This is a genomic window from Candidatus Enterococcus avicola (genome assembly GCF_047470845.1).
GTDB lineage: Bacteria > Bacillota > Bacilli > Lactobacillales > Enterococcaceae > Enterococcus_D > Enterococcus_D casseliflavus.
In genome coordinates, this window is the sequence record NZ_JBLGTY010000019.1 from 24,903 (window position 1) to 44,670 (window position 19,768).

Below are 19,768 nucleotides of genomic sequence, written 5' to 3' on the forward strand. Positions count from 1 at the left end.
TCATTTATTCAGCGATCTTCACAATCTGTAACTAAATCAAATAAAAGTTCCACCAAATAAATGGCTGGAATTTGTGAGGACAATGAATCAGCTGCTTGATTATCGGAAAAATAATAAGCAAAGTTTCGCTCAGAAAGTTTGGCAATTGACGTTGTTGAACGATTTGTTAGTGAAATGGTCGAAATTCCAGCGATGGTACATTCAGTAATCAAGGATTCAAGGAATGGATCGGCGCCTTTATTAGAAAAAACCAGCAACGTGGCTTCGCTACTTAAGGTTCGCCAAACAGATTTAATCGGTGCTGCTTCTTCCTCTACGCTCACGATCTTATCTAAACGTGCAAACTTTTGTTGGGCATAGGTCAAAGCAAATGTTGATTCCCTGTCACTGGCTAAGATCAAAAGTTTTGTTTTGCTTATTCGTTTAGCAATCGTTAATAATGTTTCTCGATAGAAGGATTCATCCATACGTTCAAAAAAATAGTGCAGGGCTTTTTTATCTTGTTTGAATAATCGATCAGTCTTTCCTTGTTTCTGTAACGTCTTTTTCAGCTTGATTTTAAATTCTGAAAAACCTTCGCAATCAAATTTTCGACAAAACCGTAGAACAGTCGTTGAGCTAGTTTTTGTTGCATCCGCCAACTCACGAATAGACATCGAACAGACTTCTGCTTGATGATTTAATACGTACTGAAATAGTTGCCATTCTTTCTTACTAAATGACTTATTCTCGGCAGTGAGTTCCATCAGTTTTCTCCTTGCTGCGCACCTTCGCCTTCAAATCATCTTCTTCTCATAAATAAAATCATCCATCACAAACCCCGAACCAATCGCAACGGTGCGTTCAGAAACACGCGTAAAGCCGCGATGCTCATAAACAGCGATCGCCTGCTGGTTTTGTTTGTTGACGTTTAAATGCAGCGTTTTGCCTGAGGCGATCTCCTCATACCAATCAAAGACTTGGCTGGCATAGCCTTTGCCTCTAGTAGATTGATGGAGATACAATTTACTTAAATAAATCTGTTGCTGCGTTTCTTCATACGCTGTATATCCTACTACTCGGTCTCCTTCTAATAACAAAAGATAGACTGCTCCTTGCTGGACTTCGTTTTGAATCGCTGCTGGTGATTGATAATGAGCCAGCATATACGCGACTTGGTCGGACCCAATGATTGGTGTAAACACTTCTGGCCAGATTTCTTTGATCAAACGATCCAACGTTTGGAAATCTTCAGGTGATTGAATGATTTTTTTTGTGATTGCCATAAGAACCCCTTCTTTCTGCTGCACGAAAAAAAAACTCGTTTTTAAATATCTCTATTATAAGGGATAAGAAAAAAAAAGAAAGGGCACGTGGAACAAAGACCCCAAAACGTCTCAAAAGATGATAAACTAGAAGTGAAAAAATGGTGACGAAAAGGAGGTAGCAACACGATGCAGCTCTTGCAACTACTTTTACTGGCAATCATTTTTGTTTCGTTCTTCATGGCGTTGATTGGCTGGGTTTTATCGATGACCAATGGCTTGATCTTCTCTCGTTCTCCTCAGCAATTTAAAGCGCATGCCCATGATCCTAACTATGAAAAAGAACGACAAGCAGGCAAGCGCTTGAAAGAGATTATATTCCGACGCATTGTTCCTCTAGGAATAGCCTCTTTGATCGTCTATGGGTTAATCGCACTATTAAACGTCCTTTAAAAGTTTTTAAAAAGACTCAAACAAATTAAAAAACAACCGGCATCTTTTCCTGTTGATCAATGCGCCTTTCGCTTTCGCTGGGGGGAACATCAATGCATAAGATGCCGGTTTGTTTTTTATTTACTTACTGCTGCTTTTGAGGCTTGAACTTTTTTCAGTAAAGCGAAGAGGACTTGGCTATCATCAATAGCCGCAATATATTGTTGGCAAAGTGCCATCATTTCTGTTTCATCCATTTTATCTAAAGAAATAACTAATTCATTTTCTACTACCTGCTTATTATTCATAGGGCTCCCTACTTTCTTCCTTTGTTACCTCTAGTTTGCCATGAATGAGCAGGTTCCGTAAGAACTTTTCAGTTTACAAACAGGAAACGGGTGGTTTACATCCTTGTCCTATCAAGGTTTTGCCAGAAAATTTATTCGGTAGCAGGCTCGATGTGGATGTCAGTATCAAACACCTGAAAACGATCAGCTAAGAGATCTTCAATAGCATCTGCTACGTTATGACTCTTTTCAACCGTCAAAGATTTGTCCATCGTCACGACGACATCGAGAAAAACATTGGCGCCATACATTCTTCCTCGAATCGATTTGACAGATTTCACTTCAGAAAAACCAGCGATTGCCGCTTCATACTCCACGACTAACGATTCATCAAACCCATCAGAAAGTGAAAAGGCACTCTCACGAAAAATATCGACGGCGGTTTTGATAATCAAAAAAGCTACCACGATCGCAGTCAAACTGTCCAACCAACCGATACCAAATGAGGCGGCAAAAATAGCGATCGCCGTTCCAATACTCGTCCACGCATCGCTGCGGTTATCTTTAGCAGCTGCTAGCAAAGCGGAGCTTTTTACGCGAGCGGATAATCGCTTATTATAGTAATACATGCCATACATCAAAATAGCTGAAATGATACCGACGACTGCCGCGATCATATCGGGACTTTGCGTTTCTCCGAGTAGAATCGTTTGAATGGAGGACCATAACACCTGCAGACCGACCGCCAGCATAATCAAGGATGTTACCAGACTTGCCACATTTTCTGCTTTCCAATGACCATATTTATGGTCTTCATCTGCTGGCTTTTGAGCCAAACGCAAACCAATCAAGACAGCGATCGACGCTACGATATCCGTCGCATTGTTCAACCCATCTGCCCATAGTCCTTCAGAGTTTGCCAAACGACCGATGGCAAGTTTGGCGATGGAAACCAAAATGTAAGCAACGATACTTAAGATGGCGCCTCTTTCTGCTTGTTTTAATTCTGCGTATCTTGTTTGATTCATGTCATCCCCTCCAAATAGTCAACTTGAAAATAATAGCTGAAATTTTCACAATTTGCATCATTTATTTGAGAGATTTTATTTTTTAGGAGCGGCAAACATTCACTTCTAGTGAAACGAATTTCTGTTCTGAGGATACCAAAAAAGCAGGACCCACTAGGGACTCCTGCTTTTTCTAATATTTCTTTCACAAAGAAGTATGGCTACTCATTCACCAACAACTGGCGATTTCTTTCACTGAATTTCTCGTTGTGGGAGGAAACCATCGCCTGTGGGACACTGGTCGGCTCTAAATAGTGTTTGATTTGGTTGACTGCTTGCGCAGCATCTTGAAAGGCTCCCGCCAATAGATTCACTTTGCCTTTGAAATAATGAATGTCGCCAGCTGCAAAAACACCTGGATGGCTAGTTTTTGTAGGAATCTCGCAATTGAGGTAAAAGTCTTCATGGCGTGCCAGATCAAAGGAAACTTTATCTAACAAGCCACTGTCACGGTCATACCCGTGTTGGATCAGTAGATGATCGCATAAAAAATCGATCGTTTCATGGTTGGCACTGTTTTTTAGTCGTAGAACCATATTGAATGTTTCTGCTTGATTCACCCCATCGATGGTGTGATTCATCAGCACTTGAATCCCTTCTGCTTTCATCTTCTTTACTTGTGCTTCATGGGCTTTCAATTTTTCTCCTCGGTAACACAGGGTGACTTTGGCACCATAAGACACTGCTTCGATCGCATAATCCACTGCCGCATCACCGCCGCCAGAGATCACTAGATGCTTGCCTTGGATCGCTTGCTGGTCAGGAAACTGATAGTGGATATAGTTGTCGACATTATTATGGATGAAACATGGCAATTTTTGCGGAGAAACGACACCGCCGCCGATACAGACTAAAACGGTGCGTCCAAGATGGGTCCTCCCTTGGTCATCCACTGCATAAAAAAGGTCGTCTTCCTTGGTCAATGCGATGATTTTCGTTTTCAGATAGACCGTTGGATCAAACAACTTGGCCTGTTCAATCAAGTGTTCTTTGACTTTCTTCCCCTTGGTTGGCGGTAATGCACCCACATCCCAGACCATTTTTTCAGGATAGAAATTGATCTTCCCGCCTAATTCGGCTTGTGCTTCAAACAATACGACCGATAGATCACGTAATCCAGCATAAAAACTCGCATAGAGCCCAGTGGGTCCTCCGCCGATAATCAGAACATCTGCTATAGTGGTCATTGGCTAGCCTCTCCTTCGTAAATGAAAATCATTCTCAATTAGTTAGTTCGATTATAGACAACGATCGTCCATTTGTAAAGAATTTTCTGAAAACAAATTAATTATGTTTACCAATTATTTTTCTTTACATTGTAAAGAAAAAAGCCTTTTCCTGAACTTCTGGTAAAAAAAAGATGAGCAGATTGTTATTTTTTCTCATTTTATCTAGTGATATATTTGTGATCGTCCCTGACTTCAAGGTATACTCTTAGAAAGTAGGTGAAAAAATGGAAGTTGAAAAATATTACGCGCCCTTACCGGACGGGTCTGTCCTCTATTACGAGAAAACCGGTTCAGGACGCCCTCTTTTTTTACTGCACGGAAATGGCGGCAGCAGTGCCTATTTCTCAAAGCAGGTCGACGCCTTGCGTCAAAAACATCAACTGTATTTAATCGATAGTCGAGGGCATGGCAAATCCACTAATACGCAGAAGAAAATCGATTTTTTTAAAATGGCAACAGATCTTTTAGCAATTATTCAGCAAGAAAAGCTAACGAAAATCGCCTTACTAGGATTTAGCGATGGTGCCAATCTGGCGATGGTCTTTTGCCATCTCTACCCAGAGCATGTCAGCTGCATGATTTTAAACTCTGGCAACACGGAACCGCGAGGTGTGAGGCTCTTTTCTCGAATCGGAAGTGTCTTGCAATATCTGATCGTTTGGCTTTGTTCCCCATTCTCCAAAGGCATGCGGGGCTTTCTGCCTATTTTGGGATTGTTGTTTCGTCCAATCGGTTTATCTACAGCCGATTTGAATCACCTCAGTGTGCCGACATTGATTTTGGTCGGCAAACGTGATTCGATCAAGCTTTCCCATTCTTTTTATATTGCAAACAGTATTCCTCAGTCCAATTTTATCGTCGTCAAAGGACAAGGACATAGTTTTGCACGAAAAAATCCAGAAGTATTTAATACGAAAGTTTTATCTTTTTTAGAAAAGGTCGGTGAATAACTATGAGAATCTTTACTTGGCTCCGCGACCACCGTTCACTGTTTAAAACCCTCTTCTTAATTGCAGTCGCCGTGATCGTGTTCGGCGAGCTGCTTTCTTTAAGCAAGACGATCTCGATTGATCAACTAAAACAATTGTTTGCGCAGCTATCCCTTTGGCGAGTGGCTTTAATGGCTGTCATTGGCTTACTGTGTGTTTTTCCCATGGTCTTATATGATATCGTCTTGAATCGCTTGCTAGGGGACAAACCTGATCGCCGTTATTTACTAGAAACCAGCTGGATCATCAATACCATGAACAATTTGATCGGCTTTGGCGGTTTCATCAGTATCGGGTTACGGTCGGAATTTTATGGCAAAGGAAAAAAAGGCAAAGACGTTGCCCAAGCAATATCGAAGATTTTTATCTACTTGATGTCTGGTCTTTCGATTTTATCGCTTGCAGCGCTGGCATTCGTCCTCTTCGGTCCCACGACCGATTATCTCCAACAGTATTGGATCTGGCTTTTAGGCGGCAGTCTTTATTTTCCAATCGTCTATGCGCTTAGTTTTTCCAAAAAAAATGCATACTTAGGTGGGCTGCAACGACGTGATCGTCTGCAGCTGATCGCCGCTTCCTTATTGGAATGGCTAGGTGTTTTTGCCGCCTTCTTTACGACGGGTCTGTTGATGGGTCTCTCGGTCGATGTGTTTCAACTGTTGCCGCTTTTCATCGCTGCTTCCGTGATTGGGATCGTCTCGATGATTCCTGGCGAACTGGGAACCTTTGATGTCATGATGATTATGGGAATGGGTTCACTACAGATTCCCCGTGAAAGTGTCATTGCCTGGCTCTTGCTGTTCCGTCTGTTTTATTACATCATTCCCTTTTTGATCGGTTTGCTTTTTTTCTCAAAAAATGTCGGTGTCTCCCTCAACCAGCGCTTTTCTGGTATTCCAAAAAGCTTGTTGTTGGAAGTGTTCCACAAGATCGAAGTGTTGCTGCTTTATCTGACTGGAACGATGTTGGTGCTTTCCGCCACGATCCCAGAAGCCTTTGATCAAATCAAATGGTTAGCCCACCTCAATCCGATTCGCTTGAATTTTGTGATGCAGTACCCGAGTATCTTTCTCGGCTATCTCTTTTTGATCGCCGGTCGCGGCATCTCTGCCCGTGTCAGTCGCGCGTATATGCCGACGCTTTTGTTGATTGCAGCAACGATCGGCTATGCTATTTTTGCGGGTTTCCGCTTTTCGACCATGCTGTTTCTTCTATTATTACTGGCGATCATGATTTTTTCAAAAAGCGAGTTATTCCGAAAACAACTGGTTTTCGCTTGGGAATGGCTAACGATCGATGGGTTGCTGATTGGTTCGTTGACGATCCTCTATGTCATTATCGGGGTCTACAATATGCCCCATATCAATCGGCATCCGACACATCACCATTCGATGGATTTTTTGCTTTTCCCTTCTGAAAAATTATGGCTCCAAGGCTTCGTTGCGATTTTATTCGTCGCCGTTGCGATGCTGTTGTTTGCACGCTACTTGATGGGACCAAAGCACCAACTCGGCGTCAGTGCCGCCACCGATAAAGTGAAGCATGTTTTGAACACTTATGGCGGCAATAGCGACAGCCATCTTGTCTATTTAAAAGACAAGCAAGTGTACGTTTATCCAGAAATCGGCGAGCCGACGGTCTTTTTTCAATTTACGACCTTTAATAATAAATGCTTAGTCATGGGTGATCCTTCTGGGAAGCAAGCAGACTTTCCCCAGGCACTGGAAACCTTCCTAACAGAGATGGATCAGTGGAATTACTTGCCAGTCTTTTATGAAAGTAGTGAAGAAATGGTGATGCTGCTGCATGAATTCGGGTATGACTTTATCAAATTCGGTGAGAAAGCCTATGTGGATCTGCCTAGTTTCACCCTCTCAGGAAAGAAAATGAAGGGACAGCGGGCTTTGAACAACAAGATCACCAAAGAAGGCTTTACCTTTGATGTGCTCACCCCACCCTTTTCAGCCGAAACCTTTGCAACACTTAAGGAAATTTCTGACAACTGGCTAGATGGACGGAAAGAAAAAGGGTTCTCCCTTGGATTCTTTTCAGAATCCTATCTGAGTACCGCACCAATTGCAGTCGTCCGTAATCAGCAACAAGATATCGTCGCGTTTGCCTCCTTTATGCCAACCTATCAGACAGGCTTAGCTTCCATTGATCTGATGCGTCACGATCCTGAAAAAGCCCCGAACGGAACGATGGATTTCTTGTTTATTCAGCTGTTTGACTATTTTAAAGAACAAGGCTACCAACAATTCGATTTAGGCATGGCACCGTTAGCCAATGTTGGTACTTTCCGCAGTAGTTTCTTGCAAGAGCGGATCGCCTATCTCGTTTACACGTTTGGTTCTCGCTTCTATTCTTTTGAAGGGCTACGAGAATACAAACAGAAATATGCCGCTTCTTGGTCCCCTCGCTACATCTTATATTCTCGGGACAGTTGGATCGGTTATGTCATGATTGCTCTGTTGATCGTCGATAATCAAGCGGCGGACAAAACGAAGTAAAAAAGCTCAAATGCGCCGGTTTATTCTCGGTGCATTTGAGCTTTTTTCATTTGTTGCGCTTAGAAGTTATTCTGCTGATTTAGATGGTGCGTTTTCCCAAAGTTGTTTGACGACTGGAATATTTCCTAGTTCCGTCATATTGGATGGCAGAATGACCGTGTTGGTATTGCTGTTGACCACGTCTTTAAAGGCTTCGATCCCTAGATAAGATAAGGAGCGCTCGTCTAGCTGGCTTTCTTTGATTGCTTCATTGATAGCTAAAATCCGTTTGCGTTCAGCTTCAGTGATTTTCGCGATTCGTTCCGCTTCTGCCTCAGCATCGATCCGTACACGTTTTGCCCGCGCCTCTGCATCGATTTGGGTTTGTTCTGCCCGAGCTTGCGCGTCGATCGTCATTTGAGAAGCTTTGGCTTCGGCACTTAAGACTGAAGAAGATTTCTCCCCTTGGGCTCTTGTGATCATGGATTCTTTGTCTCTTGAAGCTGTGATCAATTTATTCATTGATTCAATGATTTCTTGGGAAACTTTGATTTCCCCGATATTGATCCGGTCGATCGCTAACCCATAGCCAGCAGTGATGTCTTTGATCGAAGTAAATAGAGCCACGTTGATTTCTTCAGTTCCATTTAAAACTTCATTTAAATCCATTTTCCCGATGATTCCCCGCAAGTTCGATTGGGCATCTTGGATCATTGAAACAACGGAGTTTTCATTTTCGTAGACAAAGGCACGCACATCTGTGACATGGTATTTGATTGCTTCATCAATTTGAACGATTACATTATCTTTTGTGATTGCACTTTGGGGTTCGATCTCCAGAGGAATCTGTTTCAAGGACACTCTTTCTCGAACTGTATACAAAATCGGAACAAGAAAATGAAGCCCTGGTTCCAACGTTCGAACGTACTTCCCAAAACTTTCGACAACTTTGACTTCCCCTTGACGAACGATCACAGCAGTGCTTGCGATCAGCCAAATCAGAATCACTAATACGAAGATAACTAAAATAATTTGGATAATGATCATTGTAAAAACCCTCTTCCATTTTCAAATAATGTATTGTTTACACGGGTCAATAAGACACCGTTTTCAACCCCGATAATCTCTAACATGACATTTTCAGCAGGAATCCCTGCAATCACCCGATATTCTGTATAGGTGCCATAAAGCCGGATATAGCCTGAATAATGATCCGTCAACGATCGAAAATAGCGCCCTACCGCTCGTTTTTCCATATAATCTACGATGATTTTCACCCTCTTTGCCTTCATGCAGTAAATTTGAAGCTTCAAACTCATTTGTTAATCTATTACAAGTGTTACTAACTATGATAGCACGTTTCACCCAAGAGAACAGTAAACTTATGCAGATTCCGCTTTTTTTTAGAAAAAAAACATAGAACGAAAACCAATTCCTTGCATTTTCTCATTAAATTTCATACAATCTAATTGTACAAAATATAAAAAATAGGAGTGAAGAAATGATGAAAAAAATGTATTCTACTAAAATGATTAACACTGGTGGCCGTTCAGGAGAAGTACACAGTCCCGATCATTCATTTGAGCTAAACATCACTGCACCTGGCAAACGTGTTGAAAATGCCACCAATCCAGAACAACTTTTTGCGGCTGGGTTTAGTGCTTGTTTCAATAGTGCCCTTGAATTAGTGAAAAGCAACAAAGGAATCGACGGTGCTTCAACTGTCAGTGCACAAGTGACTTTATACGCAGAAAGTGAATCAAGCTTTGTTTTAGGCGTTGAGATCGAAGGTCAAATCGAAGGTTTATCAACAGAAGAAACACAAGAATTGCTTGAAATCGCTCATACCGTATGTCCTTACTCAAAAGCTACAGCTGGCAACATTGAAGTGACTGTCAAAGCCGTTAGCGAGTAGACTTTCGTTGAAAAAACAGCTATGATAAGAGGCGGATGTTAGAAAAAGGGGTGAAAACATGAATGTCTTAGCGTTAGAAAACCAATTGTGTTTTCCTCTATACGCCGCTTCAAAAGAAATTATCAAACAGTACAAAGACTTACTGGACCCGTTGAATTTGACCTATACCCAATATTTAGTGATGTTGGTGTTATGGGAAGATGAAGCGATCAGTGTCAAAGAATTGGGGAAGCAATTATGTCTAGATTCTGGTACACTGACACCGGTTTTAAAAAAGCTTGAAGCAAAAGGATACCTAGTAAGAAATCGAAATCAAGACGATGAACGTTCCTTGCGGGTCACTTTGACTGATTTAGGCAAAGGACTCCATGAACAAGCGCTAGAGATCCCCTACAAAGTAACTGAATTCTTGCCCCTTGAACCGGAAGAACTGTCAGTCCTCCACGAATTGACGACCAAAATGGTCCAAAAATTTCAAGAACAAGAAAAATGATCCGCTGTTTTCACAGTGGATCATTTTTTTATCTTTTAAACCTTCACTAACAAACAGCGAAGAAAACGGGATGACCTACGAAGCTTTGGTTTTCAATTCGCCAATAACACTTCGCAACTGAGTTAATTGTTCTGGGTCTTCAATTTTTTTGATCGCAATTTTTACCAGTTCAAAAATTTGTTCCTCCGTCAAACCACTTTGCAAAATCTCCAATTCGGTGACGGCTGGTTGGAAACGACGAGCCAAAACTGACCCACTCATCTTGATACTTGCGATCTCAAGTATCCCTTTATTGACTAACTTACGAATCACTGACAATGACGTGTTGCGATTCAAGCCGAAGCGTTCACTAAATTCGGTACAGCATAGCGGCTCATCCACAGCCCAAAAACAAACTAAGACTTCCCACTCTTTTTTTGAAAAACTCAAGTAATCCATAACTGCTCCTTTCCATGCCAATCAGGCTGGTTCTTATTTTCTAATCAAAACAATCGCAGCTATTGACATAAGCTATCTATCCTCTTCATTTTACGATTGTTTTTTCTTTCACTAAAAGGATTATATACCAATAATAATCTATTTTATTCATAATTTCAAAATAATTTTTATTTTAATGATAAATAACACGTTTAATTCACCTTCTTCTCCATAAAAAAAAAGCGACTAGATGCGCTAGTCGCTTTCTTTTCTATAAAGTGATCTTAAGAAGAACCGCTTATTGGATGTTGAAGATCAGGCTTTCGTGCTCTTTTTCTTTTAAGGAATAGCCACAAAACTCTTTATTCAAATTCGGATAATCGCGTTCGATCATCTGAATAACCTCGATTTCCGTCAAAAATTTGTCTTCCGACAATTGCAGCGAGTTCAACAAGACAAAGCGTGAATCATAGCCTAAAATCTCTGGCATCAATTGCCAAAAATTTGAGTGATCAATTTGTTGGATCGTTTCTTCAAAGTTAGCAATCAATTGTTGTACATGATCATAGACTTTGGGATAATCAGATTTTAACAAATCCAACAGTGCTTGATCGACCACCTTATCCAAATAAGCCTTTGTATCCGTATAGATTATTGAAGAAATCACTTATTTCATCAATCCTTTCATTCAAATGCCATATTCGACATCGTCAAGGATGGCTCCCTGTTCCTATATATAGCATACTATCGGTGATTTTCGTTCTCAGATTAAGGACAGAATCAAGAAAAAAAGGAGAAGTCGTTTTTTTGATTCCTCAATCTTACTCCACAATAGCAAAATTTTGCTGAACTGATAAGCAAAGCGAATCAGCAATATCTGAAAATGAGAAATTTGTCAGATTTCCCTCCTTTTTTAGATAGATTGCCTCTCTTCTATACGAAAAATCAGCCGCCAAGGATCGCATCCTTTAGCGCGATCGATTTGAAACAAACAACCAGCAGCCCTTATTGCCCTTCACAAAAAACGGAGACAGCATAATCTCAGACAGAACCTTCAGCAACATGTATAATTAAAGTAGAAAAAGTCATCAAAATAAACGAGACGAGGAGTGGAGCAAAGATGAAGAACCATTGTAAATGCGGCAAGAAGTTAACTGGCAATGAAAAAAGCTGTCCGGACTGCAAACGCAAAAAACAGCAAACTTTAGATTCCTTGGAAAAATTCGTTAAATACGGCAGTTTTGCTTTAGCAGGCCTATCATTAGTTTTAAAAATTGCGAAAAGTCGACAAAGTTAGCAGTGATCGATTGAGAACTTTAATAAAAAAAACGCCGTAATGGCGTTTTTTATTTGTCTACAATCGTACTCTCCAACTGCCAATTGACCGTACCTGAATAGGTACCAGGTTCTATTAAATCCAATTTGGGAACAAAGCGAAAGTAGCAATCATATTCCTGAAGATCCAGAGTTAAGTCCGTTGCTCCTGTTGGCTGCTGTTGGAAAATCACTTGTTCTTCAGAAGTGACAGAAGCCACCAGCTGATTGGTCACCGGATCATAGAGGACCAATTGGATTTCCTCCGCTAATTGTTGCTGATTTTGCATAAAATCAGTCATCTGGCCGCTTAACTGCCAGGTCCCTTCGCTGGTATTGCTGACAGACAAAAGGGCTTCTTGATCAAAAGAAATCGTTAAATAAGCAAAGCCATCGTCTCTGATGGATCGTGCGAGTTCATTCAAGGTCACTGCCGCTGTGATTGAAGCAGGCGCACGCTCAAATACCACGATCCCTCGAAAGTCAATGCCATAATAACGTGTCTCCGATCGATTGCCTTCTGTATCGATCACATAAGACGCAAGATAATAGGTTGTGCCCGGTTCTAGATCTGAGGTGTCTAGTGCCAATGTATCCGACAATGGCTCCGACAATGTTCCCCGTTCAACCAACGCAGCTTCAGAGAAATCCGTTTCGGTGATTGTCTTATCCTCCGTAAAGAAATCCGTGACATATATTTTGGCTTGGGTCGAATTTTGGTCATCAATCGTGATCGGTATGTAGGAATTGCGCTTTTGCCGCACGATCTGCAGGTCTGCTTTTGCTTCTGCCAATGACGCCGAACCTGTTGAAAGAGTCGGTGGAAAGGATCCGGTCATTTGATAATAATGAGTTTCTGGATCACCTGATGTCATACTGGAAACAAAAGCATTTCCATTAAAAACAGTTTGGACAGGGATGGCTACATCTAAATTCTGATCGAGCGGAGCTTCTGTGTAATTGACGGAAAAGTGAACGATGTATTCATTCCCTTTGACCATGTCGGGCAGTGTCACAACCAATTGTCCATTTTCAATGGCAAAGGGCAAGGCAGTTCCGCCTTCAGGCATGCCATTAACCATGATTTCACTGGCTTTCCCAAAATAAACCGCCTCGGGAACTAATGATAGTCCTTCTGGAAAAAGCGATGAGAGCAAGATTCCCGATTCCAAGTCAGCTAGATCACTGGTGCTTTTATAGGAGAGATAGGTCGCATAAGTAATGGTTTTGCTATTGTCGACAGTGGCTGGCTGGGCAAGTGTCGTACCAGTATCCAACAATAGTTTGACTGGGTCTTTTTCAAAAACACCGGTTCGCATATCAAGTTCTACTAGTCCTTCAACATCGACAAAGGCCACAGCTTTTTCTTGAACATAGCCCCCGTTTGCACCTGTAAAACCAAAATAGACCGGTGCACTATTGGTGAGATTCAAATTCGATTTGAAGGTGTCATCAACAGGAACCGTCACATCAACACCGAAATCTGGTACGGTGTAACGTAACATTTGCGTTGGCTGATCAAAGGCTACTGTAAAAATATGCCACTGACCATCGGAAATATCTGGTACGGATACCGTATCTCGATGGTTTAAGACTTTGTCAATAATCAGCCAACCATCGGTGGTATATGCGTCATTTGAACCTGGAAAATTCCAAGCGATATGATGGCCGGAAGGAACATCGCGATCCAACATACTCCCTCCAAGGGCAGTAGTAACATTGTTATGATACGTGTCAAATTCAATCGCAAAACTTTGCGGAATAGCCCCTGAACTTAGCGGATCAGTCCCACCTATATCCGCCCAAACTCCAATGGTTGGACCTGCTTGGCTAGCCAGCGCATTTAATCCGTTACTTTGCATCACAAAAGCTAATCCATCACTGTCCGTTGCTGTATTATCAATATAAAAAGCCATTTCTAAACGAAAAGATCGAGTAAAAGAAACTGGATTATTAAACCATACTCCACCACTAGAGTAAGTGGTAGTTCCATCATTGATCTGAACATAATTGAATCCTGACTCTCCTTGTGGCGAACCCGCTTGCCCCACAGGAGTGATCAAAGAGTCGTCAATCGCCAACGTAGGAAAATCCGGAACAGATACCACAGCATAGATTGTCTCTTGCCGCCAGCCCAGCAGAAAGAAACTAAAAAGAAGTACATAGAACCATCGTTTAATGCCAAACTTTTTCATCGCTCTTCCCTGCTTTCTTTATTCTGATTCTTCTTGCATTACCGGTGCATTATCTGCTTCTGCTTTTTTGCATCGCTTGTACAAAAAGAACAAAAGAAGCAAGACAAGCAGGAAGAGTAGTATCCCTAAAGCATAGAACCAGTACTGTTTTTGAAGATACGCTGCACCTAACGTTGTCTGACGGTTGACAAGGTGGGCTTGCTTGCGATCAACCACCACCGAATCCTCAAACACCCACGTTCCTTTAGGCGCATTCAACTCGATCCGTAACAGATAGGCCCCCGGTTCGAGAATGTTCTGATCAAAGGCACTAAACAGCTCCAAAACCGAATTTGGAGCTATTTGAAAATTCTCTGCAGAAAAACCACCAACTTTGTTGCTGCTGTCTTGCTCACGTATGATCGTTTTCACAGATATTTTGCCAAATGCTGTGGGCTGACTATTGCGGATACTGCTTTTGAGAGCAGCAGAACCATTTCTTTCCACCGCCTCAGAATTGATCAAAGACAATTGGGGATCAGGCAAGGTTGCCACATTCTGACGCAAGCGGACCCCTTGCTGAATTTTGTAGTTGGCTTGCAGATTTGTTTGCTGGCTTTCAGTTGTCTCTGATGGTTCTTCTTCAAAGGCAAACACACCAAGTATTTCTCCTGCAAAATCTGTTCCTTTCAATGAAAGGGTAAAATAAACCTGATAGCTTTCTCCAGGATCAAGCTTGATCGTCTGCCTTGGATTTTCAATCAATTCACTAAAAGAGATTCCTTGATTCTCTTCGGCGGTCTGTTCTGCTTGGTACGCAATGATCCCGGTAGAGGCCGTATAACTATTTAGTGCTGTTGCTTTAATGGTCAACGGGTCTGAACTTGTATTATGAAGGGCAACGGTCAAATTCTGTTCGGTCTCATGATTTACCAGTAAGTCGAAATAACTGACGTCACTGACTTGATTTTGGGGAAGTTCAGGGGTTACAGTGAACCGTGTGGTCTGTGCATGACCGGTGACTTTCGTAAAGCAACACAAACTGATAAAGAAACTAATGAGTACGAAGCACTTGATTTGTTTTTTCATTGTCGCCCTTTCCTTGCTATTCTGCTTGATAGGTGTTTGATAAGGTCCAAGTGATCGTTCCACTATAAGTGCCGCTGTTCACATTTTGTTTTGGTACGGTTAATGAAGCATTGGAAAAGTTAAAGTCATTGGTTGCTAAGCCAGTTGTGCCATTAGCAGAAGCAATCAGCGTTGGGTCTGTTGCCCCTACCATCAATTCGGTGCCCGATACTAGCGTTGCATCGCCTGAAGCCGTTGTACCATTTAAAGTGACTTTGGCATTTACCAGCTCGTTATCGCTAGCATTCGTCATTTTCGATAATTGCGCTGTCAACTGCCAGCCAGCTTGATTCGGTCCACGGTAATCCGTGATCGATGTCACTTCATTTGACGTTGTTTGAATCACTTGTTCATCGGTAGCGATCTCTTGGATACTGCTTGTACCGAAGTTAAAATTGCTCACCTGATCCAGTGACAAGATTCCTTGTTCGATGGTTAGAGTTGCTTGACTCGTCATTGAAGCCGTTGGATTCGCTTCTGCTGCAGCTGCCGCAGTTGGCGCCATTCCTAAACCCATTCCGACCAAACTTAACATTACTGCCTTTTTGTTCATTTTCATCTCTTCCTTCACTTTTTTTAATGAGAAACCGAGGGTAATCGAAAAAAACAGCCTTAAAAAATAATAATTTAATTGGTGTTTTTTCATTCTATTCTCATCTATCATAAGTATAATCCATCATGGTTATCATACGGTTCACAGATTTAGCGTAAAAATAACGCCAAAAAGGAGAATCCCTTATGTATCGAGAATTCATTTCTCCCGCAGAAGAAAAGAAATTAGAGATTTTCAAAGTTGTCTGCAATTCCAACGGAGTAACATTGGTCCAACTATCAGAAGTTTTGAATATCCCGCAAAAAAGCCTGCAAAAATATATTTATTTTTTAAATGAAGATTTGCAGTTGCTCTCCCCTCACCTGCTTCTATCAAAAAATCATTACAATCAGTATTTTGTTGATCGAGCAGAGGATGATGAACCTTTCTATGCAAAATTGATGTATCATTATTTGCTCAACTCCACACAATATACCTTAATCCACTACTTGATTGGGCGCCCGCAAATGACCTTGACGCAATTATGTTTGGATTTGCATGTCAGCCAATCGCATATGTATCGGTTGATCAAGAAAATCAACCAACTATTGGAAAAATTTCAAATCCAAATTCGAACAGACCTGAATAACCGCATCGTTCTTGCTGGAAAAGAGCTTGATATCCGTATTTTCACCTACAGTTTCTTGACCCAAAGTGCGCCTGCTGATTTGTGGCTATTGCCGAGTGTTTCCCATAAAAATGTCGAAGAATTTACAGCGTTCTTTGCTGTTTCTCACTTTGATCCGTTGACGAAAAATAAACTCGCTGCATTTTGGCAAGCAGTGGTCAGCCGAACGATCCAGAAAAAATATTTGCCAGTGATCCCTGAAAAATACATGGGATTGATGAATTTTTATTGTTTTTTACCAGAGGAAATCCTCGAATCGCTTTTTTTGAGTGCCGATTATGCCTCAGAAAAGACGCTTCAGTCAGAATATCTTTACTTAAATTTCTTTTTGCATGTGTTTTTGCCAGGAGTGATTCCCCAAGCGAAAAATCAAGCGATCATCCAAGAGATCAAACATTCTGATACCGATCTTGTGCGCTTTTTCACTGCAATGATCAAAGACTGGCACGATACTTTTGCTCCAAGTCAAGAAGTCGCCGAATTTGAAAAACTATTAAGCAGCTGTCTGCTGGTCTTCAATCTATCGATCATTATCGGCATCGATCTTCTGGAAGTGTGGCAGCTCGAACACCAACTGTTGACCGAAAACACTCCTTCGAAAGACAAAACCTATGAAGCAATCTGCAAGCTTTTACTGACCCATGTTGAAAGGTATCCATTTGCTGACTTGGATAAAGAGTATTTTGAACAGACACAGTTGCCTTATCTTGCGCATCTCTTGTATTTGGAAACACAGATGAATACGCCCCCGACCGTGTCGGTCTATATTCAAACGACGATCCAATACCGCACGAAGCAAATGATCGAGACAAGGATCCATTCGATTTATTCCAAAGCATCAGTGACTTTTATTAACCAGATGGAAGCAGCCGATCTATTGATCACCGATAGTTATGAAGAAGTGATTTTTTCCGAAAAATTAGTCTTACTGTCTAACCTGCAAGCCGAACAAGAGTGGGCAGCCGTTTTTGCAAAGATCAATCAACTGATGATGTCCAAGATGTTTGCCAAACAAGGAAAGTAAGCTGCCGATTCCATTTTCATCCCAAAAAAAAGCCCGAGCATCTTTGCTCGAGCTTTTTTCCTACAAATTTATCCAGGGATTGTTAAGCGAAGAAGCTACCACCCGTTACACTGTACACTTGACCAGTTACATAGCTTGCTTCATCAGAGGCTAGGAAAACGTAGACTGGTGCTAATTCGACTGGTTGTCCAGCACGTTTCATCAATTCTTTTTGACCAAATTCTGGGATCGCAGATTGTGGTTGTCCACCAGAAATTTGAAGTGGCGTCCAGATTGGACCAGGCGCAACGGTATTGACCCGAATGCCTTTTTCACTTAATTGCGCAGCTAGCCCTTTACTAAAGGAAGTAATGGCACCTTTCGTGGCTGCATAGTCTAAAAGATGGGCGCTTGGTTCCGCACTTTGGATCGAAGTGGTCGTGATGATGCTTCCACCAGCTGGTAAGTAATCCAATGCTTCTTGGACTGTCCAATACATCGAGATGATATTCGTTGTAAAGGTGTCTTGAATTTGTTGCGTAGTCAACTCTTTGATGTCCTTCACTGCTTGTTGCATCCCAGCATTTAGAACCAACGTATCTAACCCGCCTAATTCTTTGGCTGCTTCATGAACCAATTGACGAGCGAAGGTTTCATCTTTCAAGTCTCCTGGGATCAAGACGGCTTTGCGTCCAGCTTTTTCAATGACTGCTTTGACTTCTTGCGCGTCTTCTTCTTCAAAAGGAAGATAGTTGATTGCAACATCGGCGCCTTCTTTGGCAAAAGCGATCGCTGCTGCTCGACCAATACCAGAATCACCACCGGTCACTAATGCTTTGCGTCCAGCTAATTTGTCTGAACCTGAGTAGCTGTCTTCCCCGCAATCAGGTACTGGCTGCATCTTTCCTTGAATCGCCGGTGCTTCTTGCACCTGTTTTTCAAATTTGCCATCATAATACTTCGTTAACGGATTGTTGATTTTTTCTGACATGCTCGTTTCCTCCTTGATTATTTCTACTTCTTATTTGTCATCGTTTGTTATGACCTTACTTAAAAGTGTAAAGGAAGATGGAGGGAATGAGAAACGAAACGCTCACCAGAAAAAAAGCATCCGTAAGAAAACAGATGCTTAGTAAAACGAAAATGCTTCATGACTCAGTAGTGAGAACGCCCCCAGGCATCTCATCATTCTGCTGGGAAATCGTAGTGAAGTTTCTGTGTGCAGTGGTTGATTTTGCTATTTTTCTAGCAGTTCGAGGAGTGCCCGACGAAAGGCCTCCATCTCCTTTGCGGTCTGTAGAAAAACATCGGGATGACTGTGGTGGCTGTCGATCATCCAGTGTTTGGTGTCTGTAATATGTGCTGAAACTTTCTAAAGTAATAAAAAGCATGCTCGTTTTCTAAAAAAAATGCTGTTTATTCGCGGCACTAAAAACATTAGCGGGTCTTCACATACCCTTCTGATTATTAACTATTTTTTTCACAACCAATGGATATTATTTTAAAAAAATGAATATTTACGTTATCCTTTTACTCAAATAAGAAAGAATGAGGAGAGATAAAATGATCCAACTTGCTCGTTTGATCTTTTGGGTACCAGTCATCTTTTTTTCGTTAGGTTTGGTCTTCCTAACGAAACGACTGCCGCGTTTCACATGGGTTTCTTTAACGATCACTGTTTCTTTGATCATCTTTGTTTGTAAAATCTTAGAATACTCCTATGTCATGACAGATATGAAACTAACCGTTTATTTTATGGGTTTCTTGATTTCTGCTAGTCTGCTTGGGTATATTTTTTATTTGCGTAGTAGAAAACGTTGACTGCAGTTGCGCCTGACTCGCGCCAAAACACCCTCTTAATGCCTTTTGACTACGAACAAAGACGAGCTATACCTAAGAAACAGCTCCTTTCATCCCCTTCGTCAGGATTGCGTCTCATGATCCCCTTTCGAGGGGATTTTTTTATTATTCATCCTCACTCATTCTTATTCAGTCTGCTTTGATAAAAAAACACTTTTCGCCGATCACTGCGTGCCAAGCCTTTCTCTCTGATTCCTTTCGTTGTGACACTTGCGATCCCCTAGAACACATTGCCTTCCTAAATAATTAAATATATAATAAAATTGTAAATTACCACATCATAACAAAGAATCATCAAACCTCTTGAAAGGAGCGTTTCCTATGAACTGGCTGACCTTTGTCGTCCAACCACTGACCCTGCTATTTTTTCTCACGGTTTTTTCCCTTGTGTATTTGATGCCCGAAGCCGTTGTGCCTAAGCCCAAAATGAAAAAATGGGCGTTGACTGTTTCTTTGATTTATCTGGCATGGCAGCTGCTGATTCCCTTTTTCTTCTTTGTTCTCTAA

The 19,768-nt window shown here is 41.5% G+C and carries 21 protein-coding genes; 8 read left to right on the top strand and 13 right to left on the bottom strand.

Annotated features, from left to right (window positions below):
- Positions 1-8 precede the first annotated feature (8 nt).
- Both ACI3E5_RS13880 and ACI3E5_RS13885 read right to left on the bottom strand, forming a co-directional pair.
- Positions 9-746: a MurR/RpiR family transcriptional regulator gene (locus tag ACI3E5_RS13880; protein WP_208769970.1), complete on the bottom strand. Its 738-nt coding sequence runs from the start codon at positions 744-746 to the stop codon at positions 9-11.
- A gap of 30 nt (positions 747-776) precedes the next feature.
- Positions 777-1,265: a GNAT family N-acetyltransferase gene (locus ACI3E5_RS13885; RefSeq protein ID WP_208769971.1), complete on the bottom strand. Its 489-nt coding sequence runs from the start codon at positions 1,263-1,265 to the stop codon at positions 777-779.
- Between the two features lie 168 nt (positions 1,266-1,433).
- Between ACI3E5_RS13885 and ACI3E5_RS13890 the strand changes: the two genes are divergently transcribed.
- Positions 1,434-1,697 (top strand): hypothetical protein, encoded by a 264-nt coding sequence (locus ACI3E5_RS13890; protein ID WP_086294998.1) that lies wholly within the window; start codon positions 1,434-1,436, stop codon positions 1,695-1,697.
- Positions 1,698-1,813: 116 nt separating this feature from the next.
- On the opposite strand, the gene ACI3E5_RS13895 is transcribed toward ACI3E5_RS13890, so the two are convergent.
- The 3 genes from ACI3E5_RS13895 to ACI3E5_RS13905 all read right to left on the bottom strand — a co-directional run bounded on the left by ACI3E5_RS13895 (position 1,814) and on the right by ACI3E5_RS13905 (position 4,217).
- On the bottom strand, positions 1,814-1,984 hold the full coding sequence (locus ACI3E5_RS13895; RefSeq protein WP_005225698.1) for a hypothetical protein: 171 nt from the start codon (positions 1,982-1,984) through the stop codon (positions 1,814-1,816).
- 131 nt (positions 1,985-2,115) lie between these two features.
- The gene (locus tag ACI3E5_RS13900; RefSeq protein ID WP_086294996.1) at positions 2,116-2,991 is read right to left on the bottom strand and encodes a cation diffusion facilitator family transporter; all 876 of its coding nucleotides are present in this window, start codon (positions 2,989-2,991) and stop codon (positions 2,116-2,118) included.
- A gap of 200 nt (positions 2,992-3,191) precedes the next feature.
- Positions 3,192-4,217 (bottom strand): NAD(P)/FAD-dependent oxidoreductase, encoded by a 1,026-nt coding sequence (locus ACI3E5_RS13905; protein ID WP_201688894.1) that lies wholly within the window; start codon positions 4,215-4,217, stop codon positions 3,192-3,194.
- 266 nt (positions 4,218-4,483) lie between these two features.
- Here ACI3E5_RS13905 and ACI3E5_RS13910 point away from each other — a divergent pair, with 266 nt between their 5' ends.
- Together ACI3E5_RS13910 and mprF are read left to right on the top strand one after the other, a co-directional pair.
- Positions 4,484-5,209 carry an alpha/beta fold hydrolase gene (locus tag ACI3E5_RS13910; RefSeq protein WP_498821939.1) on the top strand — a complete coding sequence of 242 codons (726 nt, stop codon included), beginning with the start codon at positions 4,484-4,486 and terminating at the stop codon, positions 5,207-5,209.
- A 2-nt stretch (positions 5,210-5,211) separates the two neighbouring features.
- Complete coding sequence (mprF, locus tag ACI3E5_RS13915) at positions 5,212-7,758, top strand: bifunctional lysylphosphatidylglycerol flippase/synthetase MprF (RefSeq protein ID WP_201688892.1); 2,547 nt, start codon at positions 5,212-5,214, stop codon at positions 7,756-7,758.
- A gap of 66 nt (positions 7,759-7,824) precedes the next feature.
- Here the strand turns inward: mprF and ACI3E5_RS13920 are convergent, their stop codons facing one another.
- Positions 7,825-8,784, bottom strand: coding sequence for an SPFH domain-containing protein (locus ACI3E5_RS13920; RefSeq protein WP_016610357.1), 960 nt, complete (start codon positions 8,782-8,784; stop codon positions 7,825-7,827).
- Complete coding sequence (locus tag ACI3E5_RS13925) at positions 8,781-9,056, bottom strand: hypothetical protein (RefSeq protein WP_016620494.1); 276 nt, start codon at positions 9,054-9,056, stop codon at positions 8,781-8,783. The genes ACI3E5_RS13920 and ACI3E5_RS13925 overlap by 4 nt, the downstream gene beginning before the upstream one ends.
- 185 nt (positions 9,057-9,241) lie before the next feature.
- Here ACI3E5_RS13925 and ACI3E5_RS13930 point away from each other — a divergent pair, with 185 nt between their 5' ends.
- Together ACI3E5_RS13930 and ACI3E5_RS13935 are read left to right on the top strand one after the other, a co-directional pair.
- Positions 9,242-9,652: an organic hydroperoxide resistance protein gene (locus ACI3E5_RS13930; RefSeq protein ID WP_026008061.1), complete on the top strand. Its 411-nt coding sequence runs from the start codon at positions 9,242-9,244 to the stop codon at positions 9,650-9,652.
- A gap of 58 nt (positions 9,653-9,710) precedes the next feature.
- Positions 9,711-10,145 (top strand): MarR family winged helix-turn-helix transcriptional regulator, encoded by a 435-nt coding sequence (locus ACI3E5_RS13935; protein ID WP_010747933.1) that lies wholly within the window; start codon positions 9,711-9,713, stop codon positions 10,143-10,145.
- A gap of 75 nt (positions 10,146-10,220) precedes the next feature.
- Here ACI3E5_RS13935 and ACI3E5_RS13940 read toward each other — a convergent pair whose 3' ends face one another.
- From ACI3E5_RS13940 to ACI3E5_RS13960, 5 genes are all read right to left on the bottom strand, one after another.
- A complete protein-coding gene (locus ACI3E5_RS13940) occupies positions 10,221-10,583 on the bottom strand; it encodes a hypothetical protein (protein ID WP_074535637.1) in 363 nt (120 codons plus the stop codon).
- 277 nt (positions 10,584-10,860) lie between these two features.
- Positions 10,861-11,229 (bottom strand): DUF7006 family protein, encoded by a 369-nt coding sequence (locus tag ACI3E5_RS13945; RefSeq protein ID WP_015509452.1) that lies wholly within the window; start codon positions 11,227-11,229, stop codon positions 10,861-10,863.
- Positions 11,230-11,908: 679 nt separating this feature from the next.
- Positions 11,909-14,071, bottom strand: a complete 2,163-nt coding sequence (locus ACI3E5_RS13950) for an L-type lectin-domain containing protein (RefSeq protein WP_270274003.1) — start codon at positions 14,069-14,071, stop codon at positions 11,909-11,911.
- Positions 14,072-14,089: 18 nt separating this feature from the next.
- Entirely contained in the window at positions 14,090-15,139 is a 1,050-nt protein-coding gene (locus ACI3E5_RS13955; RefSeq protein WP_498821936.1) for a WxLIP family cell surface protein, read from the bottom strand.
- A 16-nt stretch (positions 15,140-15,155) separates the two neighbouring features.
- A complete protein-coding gene (locus tag ACI3E5_RS13960) occupies positions 15,156-15,824 on the bottom strand; it encodes a WxL domain-containing protein (RefSeq protein WP_311904217.1) in 669 nt (222 codons plus the stop codon).
- A gap of 92 nt (positions 15,825-15,916) precedes the next feature.
- On the opposite strand from ACI3E5_RS13960, the gene ACI3E5_RS13965 reads away from it, so the two are divergent.
- Positions 15,917-17,422, top strand: coding sequence for a helix-turn-helix domain-containing protein (locus ACI3E5_RS13965; RefSeq protein ID WP_270274002.1), 1,506 nt, complete (start codon positions 15,917-15,919; stop codon positions 17,420-17,422).
- 82 nt (positions 17,423-17,504) lie between these two features.
- Here ACI3E5_RS13965 and ACI3E5_RS13970 read toward each other — a convergent pair whose 3' ends face one another.
- On the bottom strand, positions 17,505-18,392 hold the full coding sequence (locus tag ACI3E5_RS13970) for an SDR family oxidoreductase (protein WP_201688884.1): 888 nt from the start codon (positions 18,390-18,392) through the stop codon (positions 17,505-17,507).
- A gap of 572 nt (positions 18,393-18,964) precedes the next feature.
- On the opposite strand from ACI3E5_RS13970, the gene ACI3E5_RS13975 reads away from it, so the two are divergent.
- Positions 18,965-19,222 (top strand): hypothetical protein, encoded by a 258-nt coding sequence (locus ACI3E5_RS13975; RefSeq protein ID WP_142437065.1) that lies wholly within the window; start codon positions 18,965-18,967, stop codon positions 19,220-19,222.
- Between the two features lie 360 nt (positions 19,223-19,582).
- Entirely contained in the window at positions 19,583-19,768 is a 186-nt protein-coding gene (locus tag ACI3E5_RS13980; RefSeq protein WP_201688846.1) for a hypothetical protein, read from the top strand.

What these genes read in the sequence shown, in the direction of transcription:
- ACI3E5_RS13880 (WP_208769970.1), bottom strand. Translation starts at nt 746, where the DNA reads ATGGAACTCACTGCCGAGAATAAGTCATTTAGTAAGAAAGAATGGCAA.
- ACI3E5_RS13885 (WP_208769971.1), bottom strand. Translation starts at nt 1,265, where the DNA reads ATGGCAATCACAAAAAAAATCATTCAATCACCTGAAGATTTCCAAACG.
- ACI3E5_RS13890 (WP_086294998.1), top strand. Translation starts at nt 1,434, where the DNA reads ATGCAGCTCTTGCAACTACTTTTACTGGCAATCATTTTTGTTTCGTTC.
- ACI3E5_RS13895 (WP_005225698.1), bottom strand. Translation starts at nt 1,984, where the DNA reads ATGAATAATAAGCAGGTAGTAGAAAATGAATTAGTTATTTCTTTAGAT.
- ACI3E5_RS13900 (WP_086294996.1), bottom strand. Translation starts at nt 2,991, where the DNA reads ATGAATCAAACAAGATACGCAGAATTAAAACAAGCAGAAAGAGGCGCC.
- ACI3E5_RS13905 (WP_201688894.1), bottom strand. Translation starts at nt 4,217, where the DNA reads ATGACCACTATAGCAGATGTTCTGATTATCGGCGGAGGACCCACTGGG.
- ACI3E5_RS13910 (WP_498821939.1), top strand. Translation starts at nt 4,484, where the DNA reads ATGGAAGTTGAAAAATATTACGCGCCCTTACCGGACGGGTCTGTCCTC.
- mprF (WP_201688892.1), top strand. Translation starts at nt 5,212, where the DNA reads ATGAGAATCTTTACTTGGCTCCGCGACCACCGTTCACTGTTTAAAACC.
- ACI3E5_RS13920 (WP_016610357.1), bottom strand. Translation starts at nt 8,784, where the DNA reads ATGATCATTATCCAAATTATTTTAGTTATCTTCGTATTAGTGATTCTG.
- ACI3E5_RS13925 (WP_016620494.1), bottom strand. Translation starts at nt 9,056, where the DNA reads ATGAGTTTGAAGCTTCAAATTTACTGCATGAAGGCAAAGAGGGTGAAA.
- ACI3E5_RS13930 (WP_026008061.1), top strand. Translation starts at nt 9,242, where the DNA reads ATGAAAAAAATGTATTCTACTAAAATGATTAACACTGGTGGCCGTTCA.
- ACI3E5_RS13935 (WP_010747933.1), top strand. Translation starts at nt 9,711, where the DNA reads ATGAATGTCTTAGCGTTAGAAAACCAATTGTGTTTTCCTCTATACGCC.
- ACI3E5_RS13940 (WP_074535637.1), bottom strand. Translation starts at nt 10,583, where the DNA reads ATGGATTACTTGAGTTTTTCAAAAAAAGAGTGGGAAGTCTTAGTTTGT.
- ACI3E5_RS13950 (WP_270274003.1), bottom strand. Translation starts at nt 14,071, where the DNA reads ATGAAAAAGTTTGGCATTAAACGATGGTTCTATGTACTTCTTTTTAGT.
- ACI3E5_RS13955 (WP_498821936.1), bottom strand. Translation starts at nt 15,139, where the DNA reads ATGAAAAAACAAATCAAGTGCTTCGTACTCATTAGTTTCTTTATCAGT.
- ACI3E5_RS13960 (WP_311904217.1), bottom strand. Translation starts at nt 15,824, where the DNA reads ATGAAAAAACACCAATTAAATTATTATTTTTTAAGGCTGTTTTTTTCG.
- ACI3E5_RS13965 (WP_270274002.1), top strand. Translation starts at nt 15,917, where the DNA reads ATGTATCGAGAATTCATTTCTCCCGCAGAAGAAAAGAAATTAGAGATT.
- ACI3E5_RS13970 (WP_201688884.1), bottom strand. Translation starts at nt 18,392, where the DNA reads ATGTCAGAAAAAATCAACAATCCGTTAACGAAGTATTATGATGGCAAA.
- ACI3E5_RS13975 (WP_142437065.1), top strand. Translation starts at nt 18,965, where the DNA reads ATGATCCAACTTGCTCGTTTGATCTTTTGGGTACCAGTCATCTTTTTT.
- ACI3E5_RS13980 (WP_201688846.1), top strand. Translation starts at nt 19,583, where the DNA reads ATGAACTGGCTGACCTTTGTCGTCCAACCACTGACCCTGCTATTTTTT.